This is a genomic window from Salinibacter sp., from assembly GCF_036626415.1.
Classification (GTDB): Bacteria; Bacteroidota; Rhodothermia; order Rhodothermales; family Salinibacteraceae; genus Salinibacter.
In genome coordinates, this window is sequence record NZ_JAZKRW010000003.1 from 39,229 (window position 1) to 61,961 (window position 22,733).

At 64.8% G+C, this 22,733-nt stretch carries 18 protein-coding genes; 4 read left to right on the forward strand and 14 right to left on the reverse strand.

The features are described from left to right. Positions 1-41: 41 nt before the first annotated feature. The 6 genes from hemL to V5A20_RS01105 all read right to left on the reverse strand — a co-directional run bounded on the left by hemL (position 42) and on the right by V5A20_RS01105 (position 6,373). Positions 42-1,358 (reverse strand): glutamate-1-semialdehyde 2,1-aminomutase, encoded by a 1,317-nt coding sequence (gene hemL / locus V5A20_RS01080; RefSeq protein WP_332315026.1) that lies wholly within the window; start codon positions 1,356-1,358, stop codon positions 42-44. 81 nt (positions 1,359-1,439) lie between these two features. After that, a complete protein-coding gene (locus V5A20_RS01085) occupies positions 1,440-2,018 on the reverse strand; it encodes a class I SAM-dependent methyltransferase (RefSeq protein ID WP_332315025.1) in 579 nt (192 codons plus the stop codon). Positions 2,019-2,066: 48 nt separating this feature from the next. After that, positions 2,067-3,413: a ferrochelatase gene (gene hemH, locus V5A20_RS01090; RefSeq protein ID WP_332315024.1), complete on the reverse strand. Its 1,347-nt coding sequence runs from the start codon at positions 3,411-3,413 to the stop codon at positions 2,067-2,069. 129 nt (positions 3,414-3,542) lie between these two features. Then, positions 3,543-4,526, reverse strand: coding sequence for an oxygen-dependent coproporphyrinogen oxidase (hemF, locus tag V5A20_RS01095; RefSeq protein WP_332315023.1), 984 nt, complete (start codon positions 4,524-4,526; stop codon positions 3,543-3,545). A gap of 64 nt (positions 4,527-4,590) precedes the next feature. Further along, positions 4,591-5,289: an RluA family pseudouridine synthase gene (locus V5A20_RS01100; protein WP_332326558.1), complete on the reverse strand. Its 699-nt coding sequence runs from the start codon at positions 5,287-5,289 to the stop codon at positions 4,591-4,593. Positions 5,290-5,392: 103 nt separating this feature from the next. Then, complete coding sequence (locus V5A20_RS01105) at positions 5,393-6,373, reverse strand: aspartate kinase (RefSeq protein ID WP_332326559.1); 981 nt, start codon at positions 6,371-6,373, stop codon at positions 5,393-5,395. Positions 6,374-6,521: 148 nt separating this feature from the next. On the opposite strand from V5A20_RS01105, the gene V5A20_RS01110 reads away from it, so the two are divergent. Further along, the gene (locus tag V5A20_RS01110) at positions 6,522-7,547 is read left to right on the forward strand and encodes a nucleoside recognition domain-containing protein (protein ID WP_332326560.1); all 1,026 of its coding nucleotides are present in this window, start codon (positions 6,522-6,524) and stop codon (positions 7,545-7,547) included. A 46-nt stretch (positions 7,548-7,593) separates the two neighbouring features. Next, on the forward strand, positions 7,594-8,139 hold the full coding sequence (locus V5A20_RS01115) for a spore maturation protein (RefSeq protein WP_332315019.1): 546 nt from the start codon (positions 7,594-7,596) through the stop codon (positions 8,137-8,139). Between the two features lie 44 nt (positions 8,140-8,183). Here the strand turns inward: V5A20_RS01115 and dacB are convergent, their stop codons facing one another. The 3 genes from dacB to V5A20_RS01130 form a co-directional block, all read right to left on the reverse strand. Beyond that, the gene (gene dacB / locus V5A20_RS01120; RefSeq protein ID WP_332315018.1) at positions 8,184-9,740 is read right to left on the reverse strand and encodes a D-alanyl-D-alanine carboxypeptidase/D-alanyl-D-alanine endopeptidase; all 1,557 of its coding nucleotides are present in this window, start codon (positions 9,738-9,740) and stop codon (positions 8,184-8,186) included. A gap of 46 nt (positions 9,741-9,786) precedes the next feature. After that, the gene (locus V5A20_RS01125) at positions 9,787-11,295 is read right to left on the reverse strand and encodes a M20 family peptidase (RefSeq protein WP_332326561.1); all 1,509 of its coding nucleotides are present in this window, start codon (positions 11,293-11,295) and stop codon (positions 9,787-9,789) included. Between the two features lie 317 nt (positions 11,296-11,612). Continuing rightward, positions 11,613-12,119 carry a hypothetical protein gene (locus tag V5A20_RS01130; protein WP_332315016.1) on the reverse strand — a complete coding sequence of 169 codons (507 nt, stop codon included), beginning with the start codon at positions 12,117-12,119 and terminating at the stop codon, positions 11,613-11,615. A 237-nt stretch (positions 12,120-12,356) separates the two neighbouring features. On the opposite strand from V5A20_RS01130, the gene V5A20_RS01135 reads away from it, so the two are divergent. Then, on the forward strand, positions 12,357-12,590 hold the full coding sequence (locus tag V5A20_RS01135; protein ID WP_332315015.1) for a hypothetical protein: 234 nt from the start codon (positions 12,357-12,359) through the stop codon (positions 12,588-12,590). Between the two features lie 339 nt (positions 12,591-12,929). After that, positions 12,930-13,418, forward strand: a complete 489-nt coding sequence (locus V5A20_RS01140; protein ID WP_332315849.1) for a hypothetical protein — start codon at positions 12,930-12,932, stop codon at positions 13,416-13,418. A 25-nt stretch (positions 13,419-13,443) separates the two neighbouring features. Here V5A20_RS01140 and V5A20_RS01145 read toward each other — a convergent pair whose 3' ends face one another. From V5A20_RS01145 to rpoC, 5 genes are all read right to left on the reverse strand, one after another. Continuing rightward, positions 13,444-13,665, reverse strand: a complete 222-nt coding sequence (locus V5A20_RS01145; RefSeq protein ID WP_332315848.1) for a hypothetical protein — start codon at positions 13,663-13,665, stop codon at positions 13,444-13,446. A 17-nt stretch (positions 13,666-13,682) separates the two neighbouring features. Continuing rightward, positions 13,683-15,071 (reverse strand): deoxyribodipyrimidine photo-lyase, encoded by a 1,389-nt coding sequence (locus V5A20_RS01150; RefSeq protein ID WP_332315847.1) that lies wholly within the window; start codon positions 15,069-15,071, stop codon positions 13,683-13,685. Between the two features lie 116 nt (positions 15,072-15,187). Continuing rightward, positions 15,188-16,534 carry a dicarboxylate/amino acid:cation symporter gene (locus tag V5A20_RS01155; RefSeq protein ID WP_332315846.1) on the reverse strand — a complete coding sequence of 449 codons (1,347 nt, stop codon included), beginning with the start codon at positions 16,532-16,534 and terminating at the stop codon, positions 15,188-15,190. A gap of 160 nt (positions 16,535-16,694) precedes the next feature. Further along, positions 16,695-18,185, reverse strand: a complete 1,491-nt coding sequence (locus V5A20_RS01160; RefSeq protein ID WP_332315845.1) for a DUF92 domain-containing protein — start codon at positions 18,183-18,185, stop codon at positions 16,695-16,697. Between the two features lie 118 nt (positions 18,186-18,303). Continuing rightward, positions 18,304-22,650: a DNA-directed RNA polymerase subunit beta' gene (rpoC, locus tag V5A20_RS01165; RefSeq protein ID WP_332315844.1), complete on the reverse strand. Its 4,347-nt coding sequence runs from the start codon at positions 22,648-22,650 to the stop codon at positions 18,304-18,306. Positions 22,651-22,733: the final 83 nt, after the last annotated feature.

Below are 22,733 nucleotides of genomic sequence, written 5' to 3' on the forward strand. Positions count from 1 at the left end.
GTTCGACTCAAAAGCGCAGAAGGGATTGGCAGGGTTGCCTGCTACGAGTGGACGCGTTTCAGGGCCCGGCGCTGCGCCTCAAGGGTTGCCTCAAGCTCGTCTTTGCCGTGGCGGGTGCCATAGAACATCGCCTCAAACTGAGACGGAGGAAGATAGATGCCCTCCTCCAGCATGGCGTGGAAGTAGGCCGCGTAGGCGTCTGTGTCCGCGGCCTGGGCCGTGTCCTGATCCGTCACCTCTTGGTCCGTGAAGAAGAGACTGCCCATCGCCCCCACCTGATGGGTCGTGTAGTCGAGCCCCAGGGCGTCGAGGTTGTGCTCGGTGCCCTCCTGCAACGCCTCCGCGTAGGCCTCCAGGTCGTCGTAGAGGCGGTCCTTTTCCGCGGCAATCTTCGAGAGGATGGCGTGCCCCGCCCGCATGGCGAGCGGGTTGCCACTGAGCGTGCCGGCCTGATACACCGGCCCCGTCGGCGCCACGTAGTCCATGATCTCTTGCGTTCCGCCATACGCCCCCACCGGCAGCCCACCGCCGATGATCTTGCCCAGGCAGGTCATGTCCGGAGTCACGCCGAAACGTTCTTGGGCGCCGCCCGCCGCGACCCGAAAGCCCGTCATCACTTCGTCGAAGATGAGCACGATGTCGTGGGCGTCGCACAGCTCCCGCAGGCCCTCCAGGAAGCCCGGCTGGGGCGGGATGCACCCCATGTTGCCCGCAATCGGCTCCACGATGATGCAGGCCACCTCTCCCTGATTCGCCTCCACAAGCCGCTGAACATGTTCAAGGTCATTGTATCCGGCCAAGAGCGTGTCCTTCGCGTTGCCCTCCGTAACACCCGGCGAGTCGGGCTTGCCCAGGGTCATGGCCCCACTTCCCGCGGAGATCAGAAAGAAGTCGCCGTGGCCGTGGTAGTTGCCCTCAAACTTGATGATCTTGTCGCGGCCCGTGTATCCCCGCGCCAGGCGTGCGGCGCTCATTGTTGCTTCGGTCCCGGAATTGACCATCCGCACCTTTTCGACGGACGGGACGAGATCACACACAAGGTCGGCCACCTCGATTTCGATTTCGGTGGGCGCCCCAAACGAGGTCGACGCGTCGGCCTGGTCCTGCACGGCCTCCACCACGGCGGGGTGGGCGTGCCCAAAAATCATCGGGCCCCAGGAGCCGACGTAGTCGAGGTACTCGTTCCCATCGGCGTCTTCTAAGTATGCCCCCTCGGCCCGCTCGATGAAGAGCGGGGTGCCGCCCACGCTGTCGAAGGCGCGGGCGGGCGAGTTGACCCCGCCGGGAATGGAGTGCTGGGCCCGCTCGTAGAACCGCCGGCTGTTCCGCAAGTCAACGTCGGAAGGAGCAACGTCCATGGCAGTGGTGGCGTGGTCAATCAAGCAGAGACGAGTGGGCGGGCCCCTATTCGGCCTCAGGACACGGCATCTCAGCCGCGCTCATTTCGGCGCCGACCGGGCCACGCGTCGGTAAAGGGCGTGGACCCGAGTCTCTCCGTATTCCTCGACGCGCGAGGGCGACTGAGACTCAGCCATTTTTATATCCAGGGCCTTGGGGTCGAGGTCCGCCGGCGCAAAACGAATTACAGTGTCGTCGCGGTCGGACGGGGCCTCGTCGGCGGAGGCCGTCGTGGCGGGAACGGTGAGGTACACCCACCCGCCGGGCGCCAGCACATCGCGGCTTTTCTCTAGTAGGACTTCGAGGTCGGCCGGCGCGTCGAGCAGCGCCTCCGTCCGGTCGGCAATGACCCAGTCAAAGGTCGCTTCCAGGTCGTCGAGGCCCCGCAGAGACATGTGCTGAACGCATGTTTCCGCAGTTTCTGCGTCGACCAGCTCCCGAACGACGGCCCGCGTTTCTTGGACCGAGTGCGGCCGGGGGTCGCAGGCGTGGACCGGAAAGCCAAGACGCAGGAGGGCTTCGGTGTGCCGTCCCGAGCCACAGCCCAGATTGAGGACGGGGCTGGAGACGGGGACGGACGCCAGGGTTCGGAGCAATTGATCAGACGGCGGGCGACTCATGAACGACGAGGAAAATAATGGAGACGAACATCGGAGCGAAGGGCCCTCCTACGAGTCTTCTCGCGACCGCGATTCTGCGGTCGGGCCCGACCGGTCGCCGGGAGCCGAGGCGGGACGATCGGTGGACGGCTCCGGCGGCGGGGATTGGCCCGGCCGTGTCCACCGCCGCGCCCCCCGCTGGCGGCCACAGGACGGGCAGGCGCCAGTCTCATGCCGGATCGGGTGTCGGGGAAGCTGGCCGAGGGCGCGAAGCGGATAGGCCCCGGTGTGGCCATCCCCTCCATGGCGGAGTTGGGACAGGTCGGTGGGCATGTCCAACTGAGCCAGGGCGGCCTCGCCGAGGGCCTCGATGAACAGCGGATGCGTGTTCAGACCGGCCGTCACCTCGAAGTGATCGACGCCGTGCGCCTCCGCTGTCTCGCGCACGCTCACGTCCAGGTCGTACCGGATGTTGACGTGGTCGGTCACGAAGGTGATGGGAATGACCAGCACCGCTCGGCGGCCCTGGTTGGCGAGCGTGGTGATTGCTGCTGGAGTCGAGGACGACAGCCAGCGGTTGGGACCGATCATCCCCTGAAAGGCCGTCCGGAAGAGCCGATCGCGCCCTCGAAGCCGCATCACCTGCTCCACCGTCGAGTGCACGTGACAACAGTACGGCGTCTTTCGCTGGCCCCGCACGTTGAAAATCGTGTCGTGCGCACTAAAGACAAGCGCAACGTCGTCGCGCACCCCCTTCGGAAAGCGCTGCAGGGCCTCGTCGATCCGCTCCGAGACGGCCTGCACGTACTTCGGATTGGCGGCGTACTCGGGCACGACGGTCGTCGGCCAGGACGGACGCTCCCCCGCTTCCCCCAGGGCCTCCCAGTACGCCAGGGCCGAGCCCGTCGTGGCGGTGGAGTACTGCGGATAGGACGGCAGCAGCACCACCTTGTCGATCCCGTCTGCCGCCATGGCCGCCGCGGCCTCTTCCGGGAACGGAGTCCCGTACCGCATCGCCGGATACGTACGAAACTCCACCCCGGCGGGCTCCCCGTAGCGGGCCTGCAATTGGCCCTGGAGCACCTCGGCCTGCTCGTGTGCGAGGCGGGGCACCGGAGAGCCGCCCCCAATCAGTTCGTAGCGCTCGCAGAGCGACTCGGCCCGGGCGTACGCAATCGATGTGGCCAACCAGTGCCGCATGCGCCCCCCGACCGGGACATCAAGGAAGAGCGGGTCCATCAACAGGCGGTACAAGAACGGCTCGACGTCGTCCAGGGTCGCCGGCCCGCCCATGTTGAAGAGCACGACGCCGACCCGATCGCCCTCATCAATCGGGAGCGGGGTTCGGGACGCACAATCTTCAGGACGTGTCCGCCGACCGGGCTCGTGGGCGCGAAGAATGTCGAGTGGGGTCATGCGGGCCGAGCGTGGACTCAAGAGCGGATTCGAGCACACAAGAGGAGCAATGACTTGAGCGACAGCCTCCACTCAGCCGTTCCTGCGCCGCGTTGAAATTCACCCTAAAACCCCCTCTTTGCAGGGGGATCACGTGGTGCTCTCCGGCGCCTCGGCCTCGGAGACAGACAGCCACTCTCGGGCTGTGAAATACCACTGCGCGTCCGCCTCGGGCGTATTCGGCTCCGGCGTGTAGTCGTAGGGCCACTGGACCTGGGGCGGCATGCTCATGAGGATGCTCTCCGTGCGGCCGTCGGACTCCAGCCCGAACTTGGTGCCTCGGTCGTACACCAGATTGAACTCGACGTACCGCCCCCGACGAATGCGCTGATACGCCTTTTCCTCCGGCCCGTAGGACTTGTCTTTGCGACGCTTCACGATCGGAAGGTACGACTCGAGGAAGGCCCGTCCGGCCTCCCGCGTGAAGAAAAACAGGCCCTCCGGGTCCTCACGAAGGTAGTCGTAGAAGATGCCGCCCACGCCGCGCGCCTCGTCTCGGTGGTCCAGGTAAAAGTAGTCATCGCATTGGGCCTTGAAGGCAGCGTAGTCGGCCACCTCGTGACGATCGCAGACGTTCTTCCAGATCTGGTGAAAGTGCTGGGTGTCGTCGAGGCGAGGGTAGTACGGCGTGAGGTCGGCCCCGCCGCCGAACCACTGGTCCACCGGATCCATGAGGTCGTCGCCCAGGGCAAAATACCGGAAGTTGGCGTGGACGGTGGGGACGTGCGGGGAGCGGGGATGCACCACCAGAGACAGGCCCGTGGCGTAGAACGGGGCCTCGTCGACGTCAAACTCGCGGGCCATGCGCTCCGGCAGCGTGCCGTGAACCGCAGAGGTGTTTACGCCTCCTTTCTCGAACACGTCGCCCCCCTCGATTACCGCCGTGATGCCGCCACCGCCCTCGTCCCGGGACCAGCGGTCCACGTCGAACGACGTCCCCGGATCGAGGTCGTCCAGCGCCCGGGTAATTCGAAGCTGCAGGGCCTCGACGAACCGCTTCATGCGGTGCGCCATCGAAAGATCATCGCGTGGGTTCTCGCGCAGCGTTTCAAGACGGTCGAAATCATCGGCCATGGTTAAAGAGAGGATCGTTCGGAGGATCAGAGGCGAGCGGGCAGGCGTCCATTTCTACTGCGGATCAGCCGGGCTGCTCGCGGTCGAGCATCCGGCGGAGGGTGCTGTCCATCGCGTCGGTGAGGACCTCCGACCAGTGCGCAGGGGGCGCGGCTACAAACGATTCGCGGCGCGGGCGGGCGGGATGGTCAACCCGGAGAAGGACGTGGTGCAACGCAATGACACGCTTCGTGAGGGCGGCCGACGCGCCATACCGATCGTCCCCCACCACAGGGTGCCCCCGGCTGGCAGCTTGAAGGCGAATTTGGTGCGAGCGCCCGGTCTGGAGCGTCACTTGAAGGAGCGTGCGGGCACTGTTCGACTCGAGCACCTGCCAGTTGAGCTCGGCCCGCTTGCCATCGGGGTCGTCGGGGTCGACGAGGCGGGGCTGACGGTCCGTCTTGGCGATGTAGTCCGTCCACGCCCCGATCCCCCGGAGCGTGCCTTCCACGACCACCACGTACCGCTTCTCGACCAGCCGCTCCCGAAACTGCCGGGACAAGTGCCGGGCGGCCTCCGACGACCGCGCCAGGGCCATCACCCCCGATGAGGGCCGGTCGAGCCGGTGGACCGGCCCCAAGAAGGGCGTCCCGGCCGCCGTGTCGGCCAACATCTCTTTGCCCCGCGAGACGACATCCGGGTCGCCGGTGTGATCGGGCTGAGCGAGCAGCCCGGGCGGCTTATTGACGATCAGTAGGTGTTCATCGCGATGCAAGACGGTCACGGGCCCCATCAGATTCTGGCATCAGAAACGCACCGGCGTCCGCCCCACGCCCCCCCACCGAGGGCCTCGTCACAGGTGTGCAGGACGGGCACCTGGCGGCCCCTTACGGTCTGGGCCAAAGCGCATCGACGGTGCTGCCGTCCGGCACAATCGGGGTTCCGGAGCGGTCGGGCGCGGCGATTGAGCGCACCTGCATGGGAATGCCCGCGTCGGCGAGCGGGCGTAGCGTCTTGGGATGCATCCCCAGCCCCCCCGACGCACTGCGCTCAATGGCTTCGTCCATGGACAAGCGGTCGATCCGCTCCGCCGCCTCGTTCGTGTCCGGATCCTCGGTGTAGATCCCGTCGACGTCGGTGTATCGGGTGAGCCCCTGCGCCCGAAGAATGTGTGCGAAGAGGGCGGCCGAGTAGTCGCTGCCCTCAAAGCCGAGCGTCGTCGTGCTGCCGGCCTCAGTGGCCCCGATAAACCCCGCCACGACGGGCACGGCCGCAGGGTCTAGCGCCCGATACCACGAACAGATCCGCTCGGTCGTCAGCGTGTGCTGGACACGTGCTGCCCCGAACGTGTCATCGGTAACCACGAGGTCCGTCGCGTCGCACCGTGGGGCCTGGAGCCCAGCGTCCCGGAGCGCGAGGGTCACCATCGGGACCGAAAGCTGCTCTCCCACGGCCAAGATCGCGTCCCGGGCCGCAGATGCCGCTTTGCCGTGTTCAATCTGCTCAAATGAGCGCCGGAGGAACGTCAGGCGCTCGTCAAGTATCGTCTCGAAGGTGGACTGGTGACTCGTGCTCAGCACCGCCCGGGCCTGCTCGGCGTGTCGGGCCCGGAGGGTGTCCACTAAATTCGCCACGACCGCCGCAGTATCGGCCCGCGTCGAGGCCGCCTCCAGGGCAGTCGCCAGCTGCCGCGACACTCCCGAAAGCGCCGACACGATGGCGACGACGCGCCCCTCGGCGGCCCCCTCCTGGATCAGTCGGACTACAGTCCGGAACCGGTCTGGCGTGCCCACCGACGTCCCTCCAAACTTAAACACCACATGGGGCGGCACCGGAACGTGTGGCGAAGGGGACGACGAGGCAGACACAGACGAACAGGGAGCTCCAGTCAGCGAGACATCGCGCTCTGCAACCACCGATTTTCCGGCAGTGTTCCTCCCCACCGGCGTTCCCCTGCTTCCCCCGGGCCCATTCATTTCTCTTTTGGCCGGCAGTCCATATGATGAGGAGCGATTCGTGCCTGCCCTACGACGCCTAGTGCTCATGCTCAATTACATCTGGAGTGGGCTCATCATCGGGAGCCTGCTGTTCGCCCTGACCGTAGACACCCAGGAACTGGCCGAGAATCGGTTTCGGAACGACACCCCCTTGCCGGTCACCCTCGAGTTCCCCGACGGGTACGCGCCGGACGCACGCCGACAGCCGGTTGAGGTCCGAATCGATTCGTCGACCTATCAGAACCTGTACGACGTCGACCCGGCCCCAGCCCCGACCTATCCCGGCACGCTCGTGCAGACCCAGGAGGGCCAGAAGATCGAGTTCAGCGCGGAGGCCGATTTTCCTGAGCCGCTCGCCACCATTCAGTCGTTTCACGCCACGGACGACAACCCGGCGCTCCGCGCTACCCTCCGGGATGCGTCGCAGACGACCGCCGGCGTGGGTCAGATCGAGACGGCCCTCAAGTTCGAACCGGTGCGCTTCCGGAAGCTGAACGACATCGCCCAGGCGGCCCTCAACTTTGCCGAGACGGCCGCCTCGCTTGCCCTCAGCCTCATCGGCGTCCTCGGGCTCATGCTGGGGCTCGTAAAAATCGGCGAGGAGGCGGGGCTCATCGAGTCGCTTACCGGCGTCGTGCAGCCCATCTTGAGCCCCCTCTTCCCCAATGTGCCGGACGACCATCCCGCCCTCGCCAACATCAGTCTTAACCTCTTGGCGAACGTGTTTGGCCTGGGCAACGCGGCCACCCCGCTCGGCATCAAGGCCATGGAGGACCTGCAGGACCTGAACCCATCGGACGAGAAGGCGAGCGACGACATGGTCATGCTCTTGGCGCTCAACACGTCGAGCGTGCAGCTCGTCCCGCCCTCGCTGCTGGTCGCCATCATGGGCCTGCAGATCAACCAGCTCTTTTTCTCCATCACGCTGGCGACCCTCTGCTCGACAATCGCCGGCATCCTTGGCACCCTGGCTCTGCACCAGCTACCCTACTTCCGGGCCACGGCGCCGCACCGCACCGCCGACCCCGAGGCCCCGAACGAGTAGCGCTCCTTTTCTGCTCTTTCCTGTACACTCCTCACCGCCTTCCGCCATGCTTGAAACCGTTCGCTCCATCGTCGGCGCCCTGTCGGCATTCGTGCTGCCGGCCCTCCTCGTCGGCTTCCCCCTCTACGGCCTCATCAAGGGCGTACGCGTCTACGAAGTCTTCGTCGAGGGCGCGAAGGAGGGCTTCGACGTCGCCGTCACCATCATTCCCTACCTGATCGCCATCCTCTTCGCGATCGGGATGTTTCGGGCCTCCGGCGCCATGGACTCCCTGGTGAACGTGCTCGACCCGGTGCTCGGCCTCATCGGGGTGCCGGCCGAGGTCCTCCCCATGGGCCTTGTGCGCCCCCTTACGGGCTCCGGCTCCGCGGGCCTGGTGGCCGACATGATCAATCAGTACGGCGAGGACTCCCTCGTGGTGAAAATGGCCGCGACCATGTTCGGCTCGACCGAGACTACCTTCTACGTCATCGCGGTTTACTTCGGTGCCGTCAACATCCGCGACACGCGCCACGCTGTGCCGGCCGGCCTCTTTGCCGACTTCGTCGGCTTCCTCGCGTCCGTATACGTGGTGCAGTTGCTCTTCGGATGAGTTCGGATCCGGTAGCGCCCCGGAGCCGAGGGACAGGGGACGGCTCACAGGGGGAGCTCGGCCAGCGCGTTCACGATCGCGTCCTGCGCGGCCCGCACGTCGTCCGCGTCGGCCAGGTGGTGATTGCAGAAGAGGACGAAAGCGAGCGGCGTGTCCCGGGCCGTGTTTACGTAGCCGCTAAGGGCACTGGCCCCGGTGAGCGTGCCGGTCTTGGCCCGCACCTCGCCGCCGGCCGCGGGCCCTCCACGGAACCGGTATTCGAGGGTGCCCTCCCGGCCCCCCACCGGCAGCGAGTCGTAGAACGCCGTGCTGCGGTCGGACGGCGCTTCGCCCCACATGTGCGTCAGCAGGCGGCTCATGGCACGGGGCCGCACGTAGTTCTTGCGCGAGAGGCCCGAGCCGTCCACCACCCGAACCCGACTGGTGTCGATGCCCACCTCCGACAGCTCTGTGCGCACGGCCAGGGCGCCGAGCTCAGCCGATCCCTCCGTGAGATCATCAGCGGTGGTGTCCGGCGGCTCCACGACCGCGAGCGTGCGGAGGAGCTGCTCGGCGTACAGGTTCTGGCTCTCGTGGTTCATCGTCTGCACCACGTTTCGGAGCGGGGGCGACCGGTACGTTCCGATCCGTCGCACCGAGTCGGCCCGGTACCGCGGCTTGATGGGCGTCTCGTCCACATCCACTCCTCGCCCCTCAACCGAAATGCCCTCCCGGAGCAATACGGCCCGCAGCACATGGGTAAAGTACGCCGTCGGCTCGGTAATGGACAGGGTCTCTTCCTGGATCTCGTTTGGGTAAATTTGGGACCGGACTGTAAACGTGTTTTCTGAAAAGGGGCGCTCGTAGTCCTCGTCGGACGCGGAATCGCGCGGCACGGTCTGGCTCTGGTTGCGAACCCGAACGAAGTCAGTCTCGAACGGCGACCAGGTGACCTGGGCGGGCATTCCCGCCCGACGGCCCCGCACCTCCAGGTCAATGGCATTGGTGTTGAAGACGAGTCCGTTGATCTCCGCGGCGTACGAGTAGGGCACGTCGTTCCAGCTCCACCCGTCCCCGAGGGGCACGTCGCTGAACGGGTCGTCGTCCCCCAGAATATCGCCCTCGATGCGCGTGATGCCGGCCGCCTTGAGCGAATCTGCCCAGTCTCGGAAGACCGTCGTGGGGTCATTCCGCTGCTCGTGCCCCCCCAACGTGGGGTCTCCACTCCCCCGCACGATCAGGTTGCCGTGCAGGACGCCGTTCCGCACCGGCCCATCCACGTAGAGCCCCGTTTCGTAGCGGTACGAGGGCCCCAGCCGGCGGAGGGCCGCGGCCGCGGTGAGGAGCTTGGTGTTGGACGCGGGCGCAAACAGGTGCTTGGGGTTGTGGCCAAACAGGCGCTCGCCCGTCTCCAGATTGGTGACCTCAATGCCCCAGAGCGCCCCTGCGTACGGCGCAGCGTTAATCGTGTCGGCAACGGCGGCCTGGATGTATTCTCGGGCCGACTGTGGCTCGGTGGCCGGCTGGGCGTGGGTCGTCGTCGCCTCACCTCCCGCCACGACCATCAGCAGGGCCATGACGAGCCCCGCGCCTCTCCCTACGTGCAAAACAGATCGCGACATGGACGTGGTATGGATGGTTCGGATGATAGGGGCCGCCCTGGCGTCTTCAGCCGTCCGGCACAGCCCCGCCCCCCGGTGCTGTCGGAAGGCGATCGGTGTTGCGGATCAGTTGCGTGTAGAACTGGACGACGGTCCGGTAGTCGTCGACCGCAATGCGTTCATTGGGCCCGTGGATGCGGCTCCGGTCGTCGGGGCCGAGCTGGTACGGGACGAACCGGTAGACGGCGTCGCTGTGATCGGCGTAGTAGCCGCTGTCCGTGCGCCCGGGCAGGAGATACGGCGCCACGACGACCGAGTCGGCCGTGACCTGTCCGATGGTGCGCTGCATCATCCGGAACGCCGGCGTTTCGATCTTGGAGACCGACGGAGGCGGAGTCGACCGGATCGGCTTGACCTGGACGGACAACCCCTCCAGGACTTCTCGGACATGGGCATCGACCTCGTCGACCGACTGGCTTGGCAGGATCCGGAAGTTGACGACAGCACGGGCCTGCGTCGGGACCACGTTGTCCTTCACGCCGGCATCGAGCCGCGTCGGCACGGTCGTGGTCCGGATCGCAGCCCGGGTCGCCGGACGGCGGTTCAGCACGGCCCGGAGGACTGGGGCTGTGAGCCACCGATTCGCCAGGAGCGCACGCATCGGAAGCGCCAATTCCGGTGCGAGGTGGTTGAACATGGCGTCCGCCACGCCCGTGAGGCGAGCCGGAAATGGGTTCGCCCGGAGCCGGGCCAATGCCTCATTGAGGACCTCGATGCTGGTCCGGAACGGCGGCACGGACGAATGCCCTCCGGGCCCATCGGCCGTGAGAGCCACACTCAAAAACCCTTTCCCTGCCACCCCCACGACGGCGAGGGGATCTGTCAGGCCCGGGAGCGCCCCACGCGTGATGGCGCCCCCCTCGTCCACCACCAGCGCCGGCGAGACGCCCCCGGCGGTGACTCGCTCGGCAAGGGCACGACCGCCCCGCCTCCCCCCTACCTCTTCGTCGTGTCCCAGCGCCACGTGCACGGTGCGCCGCGGCGTCACGCCCCGGTCTACCAGGGTTTCGATGGCTTCCAGAATCCCGAGGGCGCTCGCTTTGTCGTCGAGGGCGCCGCGTCCCCACACGTGCCCGTCGGCAATCCGGCCCCCAAACGGGGGACGCGTCCACGCCGACGAGTCTTCGATGGGCACCACGTCGACGTGCGCCATGAGCACAACGGGCGCGAGGGAGGGGTCCCGTCCCTCCCAGGTATAGAGACGGCTCAGCCCGTTGACGTGAGCTGTGTCGAGGGTGCCGTGGACGGCCGGGAAGGCCTGTGCCGCGTATCGATAGAATTGCCGAAACGCCGCCGAGTCGAGGTCAGCAGGATCCCGCTCGGTGATCGTGCGAATCGTCAGGGCGTCGGCAAGCCGCCGCGGCGCCTCTGGCGAGACCGTCGACTCCACTGGCTCCGTCTGCACTTGGCGCGACTCCACCTGTCCGGTCCGAACCGCAACGATGGCAAGTACGCCTCCCAGCACCAGTCCGGTGCCGATCAAGAGACGCCGGCCGGGGAACCAATCGGGAGACATGAGAGACGTGTCTGGAGGACCGCAGCGCGATGCCGGAGTCCGCCACGACCCATCCCGGCGGAGGTTCCGAGCAGGGTGTGCGTGCCGGGATTGCGGACGCCACCACAACACCCGATCTACGGACACGGCAGGAGGACCCAGCCGGGACCACATTGCACGCGCCGTGAGGGATCTCTCATCAAGCCGGCCCGCTGTTCATCACCTGTAGGCTTCGCAGCCGACCTCCGACCTACAGGTTGATCCGGGCGTCCGCGGCCCCGTGGGGGCGTGGTCCCTCAGCCCCTCTGATGACGTGTGCCACTCTCCCCACTCTCTCGCTAGTTCAGACACAACGAACCGCAGCGGGTGACGTGAATCGGCATGAAGGGGGCGGGCGGCGGCGCGGTGCCCTCCGCCTCGGCCTCCGGGGCGGGATCAGGCGGGAGGTCCTCCCCGCTTGGCTCAAAGAACGCCAGCGCCTCCGCAAGCTCTTCCCCATCTTCGCCAAACAGGGTCGCCCGGACGTGGTAGCGGGGCGGCTCCGCAAGAACCACCTCTGCGCTGGCCCGAACCGACCCTCGGTAGTCGGGCTGGTTGACGCTCACATTGAAATGCTCCAGCGAAAGCTGTCCCTCCTTTTCCACGGAGCCCGCCGCCAGGGACGCAACATCGGTCAGGAGTTGTTGGTGGGGAACGCGGGTCACCACAGAGCGGCCCACCTCCTCTTCGATCACGCCCACCACTTCGGCGTACCCGTAGGAGATGTCTACAGGTCCAGTCGCGTGCTCCGACGAGGCGTCCGTGTACAGGTGCTTCAAACGCTGATAGTGCTGCTGGGCAACCATGCCGAATGCGAGATTGTGAGGGCAAACGGGGCGAAAATGTTCAAACATCTGCGCGGGCCAGGCAACGACCCGACACACGCAGTGTTATTCTCTCCCAAACGAAGTGCCAGGCAGAAAACCCTGCCCGATTGGCAGAAGCTCGGTAACGGACCTGTGAACCGACTCACGTTTTGCTCTCCCCCCGCAGGTGATGTCCTGAAAGCCTGTCATCCTTCCCAACCTTCTACCCCCCTTGGTATGCCTTTGACTCTGGAACAGCAGCGTGCGGTGGCCAACCACCTCAAGGCCCGGGCCCAGCCGCCACAGTGCCCCATCTGCGGCGCCGCAAACATGACTGTGCAGGAAGAAGTAACGCTCCTTCCTACCGATGAGAACGATTCCTCGACGGTGCCCCGGATCAATGTGGTCTGCAAATACTGCGGGCATGTGCTTCACTTTTCCCCGTCAGCACTCGGCCTTTCGCTTCAATAATTGAGCCGACGGCGGAGCCCGCAGGGCACGTAACGGAGCGAGGGGCTAAGTAGACACGCAAAAGAACCTTAACAACAAGTCATTCCGAGCGCAGCGAAGCGGAGTCGAGGAATCTCTTCGAAGATCAGTAGAAGCGACCTTCAGACCGGTATATTCCCCAATCAGCGTTCGCGCTGGACCCAGTAAGATTCTTCGACTCGCTCCTCCCTCCGGTCGTCGGTCGCTCAGAATGACTCTCGAATAAACGTATTTCTGCGTGTTTACATAGTCACAAAAGGGTGTCGCCAATTTGTGTTTGGCCCTCCCTTTCGCTCTCGCTCACAGCCCAGTCGCCCTCCCATGAAATGGCTCAAGTCAATTCTTGTCGGCGTGCTCGGAAGCCTCGTCATGTTTCTACTCATGGTGCTTGGCATTCACGGCACGGGCATCGCTCCCTTTAACCTCCCTCCCTCCGCCGCGTTCTTGGAACAACTCGGCCTGAATACGGGGCCGCTTCCTCTTCTCGCCCACTTCGGCTACGGCGCCACTTGGTCCCTCGTTCTGGTGACCCTGTACGGGCCCCGTACCACCATCCGGCGCGGCGTGTACCTCACGACAGGTCTGTGGCTCTTTATGATGATCGTCTATTCTCCACTGATTGGATGGGGCGTCTTCGGGGTTGGCGGCGCAGGCCACGACCTCGCCGCGAGCGACCCGTTGTACCTCGGATCGCCGGTGAAGTACGTCGTCGCCACCCTCCTGCTACACCTCGTCTATGGAGCCATTATCGGCGGCCTCAATCCGGCCTGGATCCAGTTTGAGAGGCCGTCCGCACGAACCGAAGCGTAGACGAACCATCGGGGGAGGAGCCGCCTCAATTCGCCGAGTCCCCATCCTGAAGCTCTAGGTGAAGCGCAAGGGCCATCACCGTACTCGTCACGCCCAAGAAGGCAGGAATGACCCCGAGAACCAGGTACCAGTCGCCGGACAATCCCCGGTCAGGGCCGACCCAGAGGGAGATGATCGCCCAGGCATAGAAAAAGACCGCGCTGGCGTACGTGATCGGAAAGAGGGTTTCCTTCGTGTCGTTGGTCATATCAGTTGCAGCGATGGCTACTCAGATTGCGCGACCGCGGCGAGGCGGTCTACCTTCTCAACGTAGGCGTCCGGATCGGCCTTCCGATCCAGGCCGCCCTGACTCATGTACCGCACCTTCCCGTACACGGGCCGCTCCTTCCAGCCGCGGTCATGGAGGCCAAACACCCATGCCACATTGGCAAAGGAATTGGGGTCGCGTCCGTCGAGGAAGTACGTGTTGTTGAGGCGGAGCGTGCGGTCGTAAGCTGTTTTGGGGTCGGGCGACCATTCCAGGATCTTCTTTCCCCAGTACATGCGCATGTAGTTGTGCATGTAGCCCGTCTCCCGCATTTCCTTCATCGCCGCGTTCCAGTAGGGATCGTGGGTTGCACTTGCCTCCAACTCGTCCAGGCTGTAGACGTACTCGCGCTCGTCGTCGGCGTGCTCCGCCAGGCTTTCGCGGGCCCAGTCCGGCAGACACATGTACGAGTCGTAGGAGTCGGGGCGGAAATGGACGTGGTTCATCGTCAGTTCGCGCCGCACCACGAGCTCCTCGATGTAGGACTCGACGTCCGACTCTGGTCCCTGAGCCCGGCGCACCTGCTGGGCCAGCCACACGGGCGAAATCTGCCCGTAGTGGAGGTACTTGCTCATGTGCGAGACCGCCTGGGACTGAATCTGGTTGCGATTCTCGTCGTACCCGTCGAGATGCTCCGCGAGAAAGTCGTCTAGAATCGCCTCGGCCTCAGAGACGCCCCCTGGGTACAAGTCAGAGACCGGCGCGACGCTCCGGTCGAGATCCAGCGAGTCGGTGACGGCCTCAAGGTCGTCGAGCGAAATCCCCGGGTCGACGTCCAGGTCGAGCGAGGGGCTCTCTACGGACACAGGGTCTGGCAGCTGAAGGCACCGCTCCAAGTGCTCATGTATTTTCGGGCGGATGGTGCGGGCGGCGTACTCGGCCTTGTCGGTGACCGTCTCTACGGGCACCACGACATCCCCCTCCACCTGCTCCACCCGGCAGGGGGCCTCGTCGGCGACACGGGCGCGCCACCGCTTCTGGTGCCGGAGGTACCCCCGGTCGGTGACGAGGACCGCGGCCTCGCCGGCGTACTGCAGCGCCACGTCGTCTGGCGCCCCAGGGCGCACCACCAGCCTTACCCCCCGCTCGGCAAGGCGCTTCTGGGTCTCTCGAAGGCCTTCCAGCATGAAGGTGTGATGTCGAAGAATGGCCTCCGGGTGGTTGTCCAGGAGGCCAAATACGACCAGCAGGGGCCGGTCCGTCTCGCTGGCGTGGTGGAGGGCGCGCTCCAGGGCAGGATTGTGCTGAGCCCGCTGCGACTGCTCCATCCAGTACAAGACGTACTGCCCCTCTTCTTGTACACCCTTCTCATTCAGCGGCTGGACACGGTCGGGCAGAATGCTCATGTACGGGAGAGGGGACGATGGGGATTGTGCACAGGACTGCAACGAGACGGGCCACAGCCGTTTCCCGGACGCTCGCCCCGACGCCCCGGACGTGACCCGATCGTTTCGTCCCTACCTCACCGGCTCTTCGCGGATGCCCCCTGCACGTCGGCCGTCGCAACACTGACACCATCCGTGGGGAAGTTGAGCTGATTCTCCGTGGCTGCCACCACGGACGCCACCATCGTGTCCCCCGTAACGTTGTTGGTGGTCCGAAGCATGTCGAGCGGGCGGTCGACGCCGAGGATGAGCGCGAGGCCGGCACTCGGCACCCCGATCGACTCCAGAATGACGACGAGCATGACAATGCCTGCACTCGGCACCGCCGCAGTCCCGATGGAGGCCAGCACGGCAATCAGGATGATGTTGAGCTGCTGGGTGAAGGCCAGACTGATGCCGAGCACCTGCGCAATAAAGACCGCCGAGACGGCCTGGTAGAGGGCGGTGCCGTCCATGTTGACCGTGGCCCCCAGGGGCAACACGAACGAGGAGATCTCTTCCGAAACCCCGAGGTTCTTCTCCGAGACCTCCATGGTGACCGGCAAGGTGGCCCCGCTCGACGAGGTGGAGAATGCGACCAACTGTGCCGGGGCGATGGCCCGGAAGTAGTCTGGAATCGAGATGGAGGTGAAGAGCGTCATGAACAGGGGATAGACCACGAACACCATGATCGCGAGCCCGATCACCACCGTCAAACAGTAAAACCCGAGTGCGCCGAGGAGGCTGCCAAGGTCCGCGGGACTCCCGGCAGCAATGGAGGTAATCGCATCGGCGAGGAGCCCAAATACCCCCACCGGCGCCGTAAGCATAATGATCTCTACCGCCTTAATTATCGCCTCGAATAAGCTGTCGAAAAACGTCAACAACGGCTCCGACTTCTCGCCCGGAAGCAACAGCAGCACAGCCCCGAGAAAGATGGCCACGAAGACGACCTGGAGCATATTCCCGTTGTCCGAAGCCGACTCGAAGAAGTTCGAGGGGACCATGTCGACCAGCGGCTGAAGGGGACCGCGCCCTTCTGCCTGCTCGGCCACCTCCATGCTCTCCTCAATGTCCCCCTGGTAGGTCTGCTCCAGTTGCGTGCGCATCTCCTGCGGCACCGTCCGGCCGGGCTGGAGGGTATTGACCAAGACCAGGCCAATCACGAGCGCGATGGTCGTGGTCAGGACGTAGATGCCCAGCGTCTTTCCCCCAATCCGCGACAGCTGTTCGAGGTCGCCGAGCGAGGCCACCCCTACGATCAGCGACGCCAGGATGAGTGGGACCGCAATGAGTTGAAGCAGATTCAGAAAAATGGTCCCGAACGGTGCCACCCAGTCGCTGGTGAACTGTCCCCACCCAGCAGACGCGGCGATAACACCGTAGATAAGGCCCAGCACGAGCCCGATGATAATTTGCCAGTGAAGCTTTTTGTACCAGGGCATGAGCGATCGGTATTTGACGCAGAGAACCAGGGGGGCGCTGTATCGCGCTCGACACGCCTAAACTAAAGGCTCATCTCTCTCCTCCACAACCCCCGCCGGCTGCACCAGGACGTTGGGGCGTTTAATTTCAGGATCGGCATGTCTCTCGTCTGCAGTGCGGCTAAGCGACAAGCAAGAAGCCCACGAGCGCGGCCCCACCTCCCACCGTCGTTCCCACAACATTGACGATGTTGTTTCCGACTCGCGCCCATCCCCGCACCGGAGAGGCGCCGGGGGCTGGGGGCGTCTCTCTCCATTCGCCCGTGTCGGTCCGGTATTGGGCCTGCACGAAGGCCCCTGCGATGCTGTCGGCAACGGCCCCTAGAAGCCCTGCGCCCAGGAGCCCTCCAAAATCCCACCACAGGACGCCCGTCAGGGGGCCGTTTGTGAGCACTGCCGCCCCCACCACGCTGGCCGCCCCGAGCACCGCCGCGCCCGTTCCTGCCAGCGACACGGCCCCCGACGTGCCGGCGGGGACCTTCCGCCCGGTGCGGAGAGACCACGGGGCGGAAGAAGAAAGCATTCCCAACTCCGTCGCCCACGTGTCCGCCGCGGCGGCAGCGAGGGCCCCGACAAACACCATGTAGCGCGCCTCTGCGACCCCCGAGGCCCCAAAAGGCACCACGGCCCCCACGACCACCGCGGCCCACGCCACTCCTCCGTTCGCTAATACCTGCGACGAAGTTCGTTGCGGGGCCGCCCCCGCCGCTGGGGCGTGAGGATCCCGGTGCAGGAACGTGAGGGCGCTCGACAACCCGAAGAACACCCCCCCTGGCACAATCCACGCCACGCCCCCAAGGCCCACCAGCGAGGTCGCAAACAGGCCCCCAAGGACTGCGCCCCGTGCATTCAGGGCGTCCGCCCCGTATGCCAGTCCCCCGAACACGAGTCCTGCCGCGAGGGCCGCGCTCAGCAGTTCGCGGTCCACCGTGGGCTGGCCGAATGTACTCCACAGAAGAATCAGCGCCAGCGGAACGAAGAGGTTGTCCCAGCCCTGCCGGCAGATGGCCTCCACAGATGTTGCGACCAGGGTCGCCCCCACCGCTGCCACCAACACGTCCGCCCACGGCCACACGGTGCTTCCCCTGAGCACCAGACCCGACAGCCCAAGAGTGAGACCCGCGAAGGCGAGGCTCCCGGACACGGTGGCCGACGGAGACTCTTTCGTGGCTCCTGTGGCCTTCTCGCCCACCCAGGACGCTGCCGGATCTGCCAAGGCGAGCACGAGGTAGGCCCCCTGAAATGCATACACCCGATCCGGCGAGATCGACCACGTCATCCCCAGGGCCACAAGCACAGACAACGGAAGGGCCACCGTGCCCCAGCTGTGCGGCCGGGCCTCATGAATGCCGGCCCACCAGCGCCGCGAACGAGCAGTTGCATTGAGGACCATGAAGAGGGCGGCGAGCACATAGACCGCCAGCGGCCGCATGAACAGAAGTGGAGTGCTGGCCACGAAGAGACTGACCCCTGCGTGCACGATGCGGCGCGTGGTCGGGGCCGCCACGCCCCGGGCCCGAAGCGCTTCTCCGAGCCCCACCAGCACGCCGAGCCCCGCCAGCGCCCCCAGTGCCATCATACTCTCCGTCGCCAGAAGGGGGAGGCCAAACATCCCAGGAGTGGGCCATCAAGGAACAGAGGGCTCTGAACAGCGGCCCCCAAACACAAAACCGCCCCGGCGCGCCTGAGCGCGGCCGGGGCGGGAAATTGGATGACCGGAAGAGCGGAGCCTAGTTCTCGGAACCGGACGCCTCAATCTGCTCGACGTCCTCTTCGCTCGGTGCACCGTCGCCGGTGGCTCCGTCGCCGCCGGAGGCCTCGCCGTCTCCCCCAATGGCCGCCTGCAGCTCTTCGAGTTCGGACTTCGAGCCCACGACCAGGTCGCGGTACTCGCGCTGGCCCGTGCCGGCGGGAATGGAATGCCCCACGACAACGTTTTCCTTGAGGCCTTCCAGGGGGTCCGTCCGGGACCGAATGGAAGAGTTCGTAAGCACCTTCGTCGTCTCCTGGAAGGAGGCCGCCGAGATCATCGAGTCGGTGGCGAGAGACGCCTTGGTGATGCCGAGAAGCATCGGCTCTCCGACCGCGGGGCGGGCCTCGCGGACCTCAATCTCCGGCTTGTCCGCCCGCTTCAGCTCCGAATTGAGCTCGCGCAGGCGCCGGCGCCCAATGATCTCCCCAATCTCAACGTCCGCGTCGCTCGGGTCCTTGACGACAAACTTGTCGTACAGGTCGTCGTTGACGCTCGCCATCTTCTGACGATCCACCTGGTCCTCCTCGAGGAAGTTGGTGTCGCCCGGCTCGGTGATCCTCACTCGCTTCATCATTTGCCGGATGACGACCTCGAAGTGCTTGTCGTCAATGTCGACCCCCTGCAAGCGGTAGACCTCCTGGACCTCGTTGAGCAGGTGCTCCTGCACAGCTCGCGGCCCCTTGATCGACAGGATGTCGTGCGGGGCTATCTGGCCGTCACAGAGCCGGTCACCCGCCTCCACGTAGTCGCCCTCATGAACCAGCATGTGCTTCGAGAGGGAGACCATGTAGCTCTTCTCCATGTCCCCATCGCGGCTGGTGACGATCACCTCTTGCGACCCACGCTTCTGGTCGCCGAAGCTGACGATGCCGTCAATCTCACTGACGACGGCCGGCTCGTCTGGCGTGCGGGCCTCGAAGACCTCTTCCACGCGCGGAAGGCCCCCCGTGATGTCGCTCGTCTGAGCCGCCTGCCGGGGCATCTTCGCAAGGGTCTGCCCGGCCTGCACCTCGTCTCCTTCGTCGACCTGGATGCGGGCGTCGACGGGCATGTTGTACTCTCGCTCGTCTCCCTCTCCCGTCTCCACGACGAGTGTGGGGGTCAGGGTGCGCTCGCGGCTCTCGACAATCACCTTCTCCTTGTGGCCGGTCTGCTCATCGGTCTCTTCACGGTACGTAGTGTCTTCGATGACGTCCTCGAAGCGCACCGTGCCGTTGGCCTCCGTGAGGATGAGGCTGTTGTAGGGGTCCCAACTGGCCAGCACGTCGCCGTCGTCGACCTCCTGATCTTCTTCGACCAGCAGCTCGGCGCCATACGGCACGACGTAGCTGGTCAGCTCGCGGCGGTCGCCATCGGTGTCCATGATTCGAACCTCCCCCTGCCGGGAGAGCACAATCTCCTTCGTCCCGTCGGTGTCCTCGTACTCGACCGTGCGGAGGTTCTCAAACTCGAGCGTGCCAGCAAACTTCGCCTGGATGGTCGACTCGCCCACCTCGCGGGTCGCGGTGCCACCGGTGTGGAAGGTGCGCAGCGTAAGCTGCGTGCCCGGCTCCCCAATCGACTGGGCCGCCACCACGCCGACCGACTCGCCCACCTCGACCATGCGGCCGGTGGCGAGGTTCTGGCCGTAGCAGAGCGTGCAGACGCCCCGTTCGGCCTCACACGTAAGCACCGACCGAATCTCGACCTCTTCGATGGAGGTCTGTGCAATGTTGTCCGCAATCTCGTCGGTAATGAGCTCGTTCGCCTCTACAATGAGCTCGTCGGTGTGGGGGTCGTACACGTCGCGAACCGACACTCGGCCGGTGATGCGATCGGAGAGGGGCGCCACGATCTCTTCGTTGTCTTTCAAGGCCCCAACGTTGATGCCACGCAGGGTGCCACAGTCGTGCTCCGTCACCGTCACGCTCTGCGATACATCGACGAGACGACGCGTGAGGTATCCTGCGTCGGCGGTCTTGAGCGCCGTGTCGGCCAGCCCCTTCCGCGAGCCGTGGGTGCTGATGAAGTACTCCTGCACCGTAAGTCCCTCCTTGAAGTTGGAGAGGATGGGGTTCTCGAGAATCTCGCCGCCCCCGCCGCCTTCGCCAATATTTTTCTGCGGCTTGGCCATCAGGCCTCGCATGCCGCCGAGCTGGCGGATCTGCTCCTGAGAGCCTCGGGCCCCGGAGTCGGCCATCGTAAAGATCGGGTTGAAGCCCTCTTTGTCCTCCTTCAAAGCGTCGAAGAGCACTTCGGACACCTTGTTGTTCGTCTTCGTCCAGACGTCGATGACCTGGTTGTACCGCTCGTTGTCGGTAATGAAGCCCATCGAGTAGTTCTGCTCGGCCTCCTCGACGGTCTCGTTGGCCTCCTCGATGAGTTCCTCCTTCTCCTCCGGAATGATAATGTCGGAAAGGGCAAACGTCATGCCCGAGGTCGTGGAGCGACGGAAGCCCATGTTTTTGATCGCATCCAAAAAGTCGGCCGTCTCTTGGAAGCCCGTCTGCTTCAGCACGCGGGCAATCACCGGCCGCACGTTCTTCGTGCTCAGCACCTCGTTGACGTAATCGAGCTTGTCGGGCAGCGTCTCGTTGAAGATCACGCGGCCCACGGTCGTGTCAATCATCTCGCCGGACCCATCGGGGTCGCGGAGCTGAATCTTGGCGTGGAGGGCCACCTTGTCCTGGTCGAACGCCTGGCGCACCTCCTGCACACTGGCGAAGCGCATGCCCTCGCCCTTCTGGTTGGACTTCGCCTTCGTGATGTAGTAGAGGCCCAGGATCATGTCCTGACTCGGCACGGCAAGCGGGCCGCCGTCGGCCGGGCTCCGCACGTTGTGGCTGGACAACATCAAGATCATGCTCTCCAGGCACGCCTCGTGCGAAAGCGGGACGTGCACGGCCATCTGGTCGCCGTCGAAGTCGGCGTTGTACGCCGGACACACGAGCGGGTGGATCTCGATGGCCTTGTTTTCGGTGAGCACCGGCTGAAAAGCCTGAATGCCGAGCCGGTGGAGCGTGGGGGCCCGGTTGAGCAAGACCGGCCGTCCCTGAATCACCTTTTCTAAGATGTCCCAAACATCCTCGGTCTTCTTGTCGACGTACTTTTTGGCACTCTTCACCGTCTTGACAATGCCGCGCTCGATGAGGCGGCGAATGATGAACGGCTTGAAGAGCTCCACCGCCATTTCCTTCGGCAGCCCGCACTGGTGCAGCTCCAGGTGTGGCCCGGAGACGATCACGGATCGGCCGGAGTAGTCAACGCGCTTCCCGAGCAGGTTCTGGCGGAAGCGCCCCTGCTTGCCCTTCAGCATGTCCGAGAGGCTCTTGAGGGGGCGGTTCGACGAGCCGCGCACCGAGTTGGACTTGCGGCTGTTGTCGAAGAGGGAGTCCACCGCCTCCTGCAACATGCGCTTCTCATTCCGCAGGATGACCTCCGGCGCCTTGATGTCGATCAAGCGCTTGAGGCGATTGTTGCGGATGATGACGCGCCGGTAGAGGTCGTTCAGGTCGCTGGTGGCGAAGCGTCCTCCGTCCAGCGGCACAAGCGGGCGCAGCTCTGGGGGGATGACCGGAATCACCCGCATTACCATCCACTCAGGCTTGTTGATGCCGTCCTCGTTGGCCTCCCGGAAGGCCTCCACCACGTCAAGCCGCTTCAGCGCCTTTGCCTTGCGCTGCTGGCTCGTCTCGGTTCGCACCTGGTAGCGGAGCTCCTGAGCGAGCCTGTCCAACTCAAGACGTTCGAGCATCGTCTCAACCGCCTCTCCGCCAATCTTGGCGATGAACTTCTCCTCGTTGTCGTCCTGGAGGCGGTTGTTGTCGTCCCGAATCTGGTACAGGATCTCGTAGTACTCCTCTTCTGTGAGGAGCTGGTTTTCTTCGACCCCGAGCCGCTCGGCCGTGCCCGGCTGAATGACAATGTAGTTTTCGTAGTAGATGACCTTTTCCAGGTCCTTCGACTTCAGCCCAAGCAGGTGCCCAATCTTGTTCGGCAGGGTCTTGAAGTACCAGATGTGGACCACCGGCACGCTCAGGGAAATGTGCCCCATGCGCTCGCGGCGGACGGCCTTCCGGGTCACCTCGACCCCGCACCGGTCACAAATGATGCCCTTGTACCGAATGCGCTTGTACTTTCCACAGTGACACTCGTAGTCCTTCACCGGACCAAAGATCTTCTCGCAGAAGAGACCGCCCATTTCCGGCTTAAACGAGCGGTAGTTGATGGTCTCCGGCTTCATGACCTCGCCATAGGACCGCTCCAGGATGTCTTCCGGGGAGGCCAGGCTGATGGTGATGCTGTCGAAGTCTGTTTCGATCTCCTTGGAATTGCCGTAGGGCATATGCGGTGTAAAATCTGGAATGGATCGTGCGGAGTGGGAGGGTGGGAGCGAACGAAGTGACGAATACGGCCCGCAGACCGAGT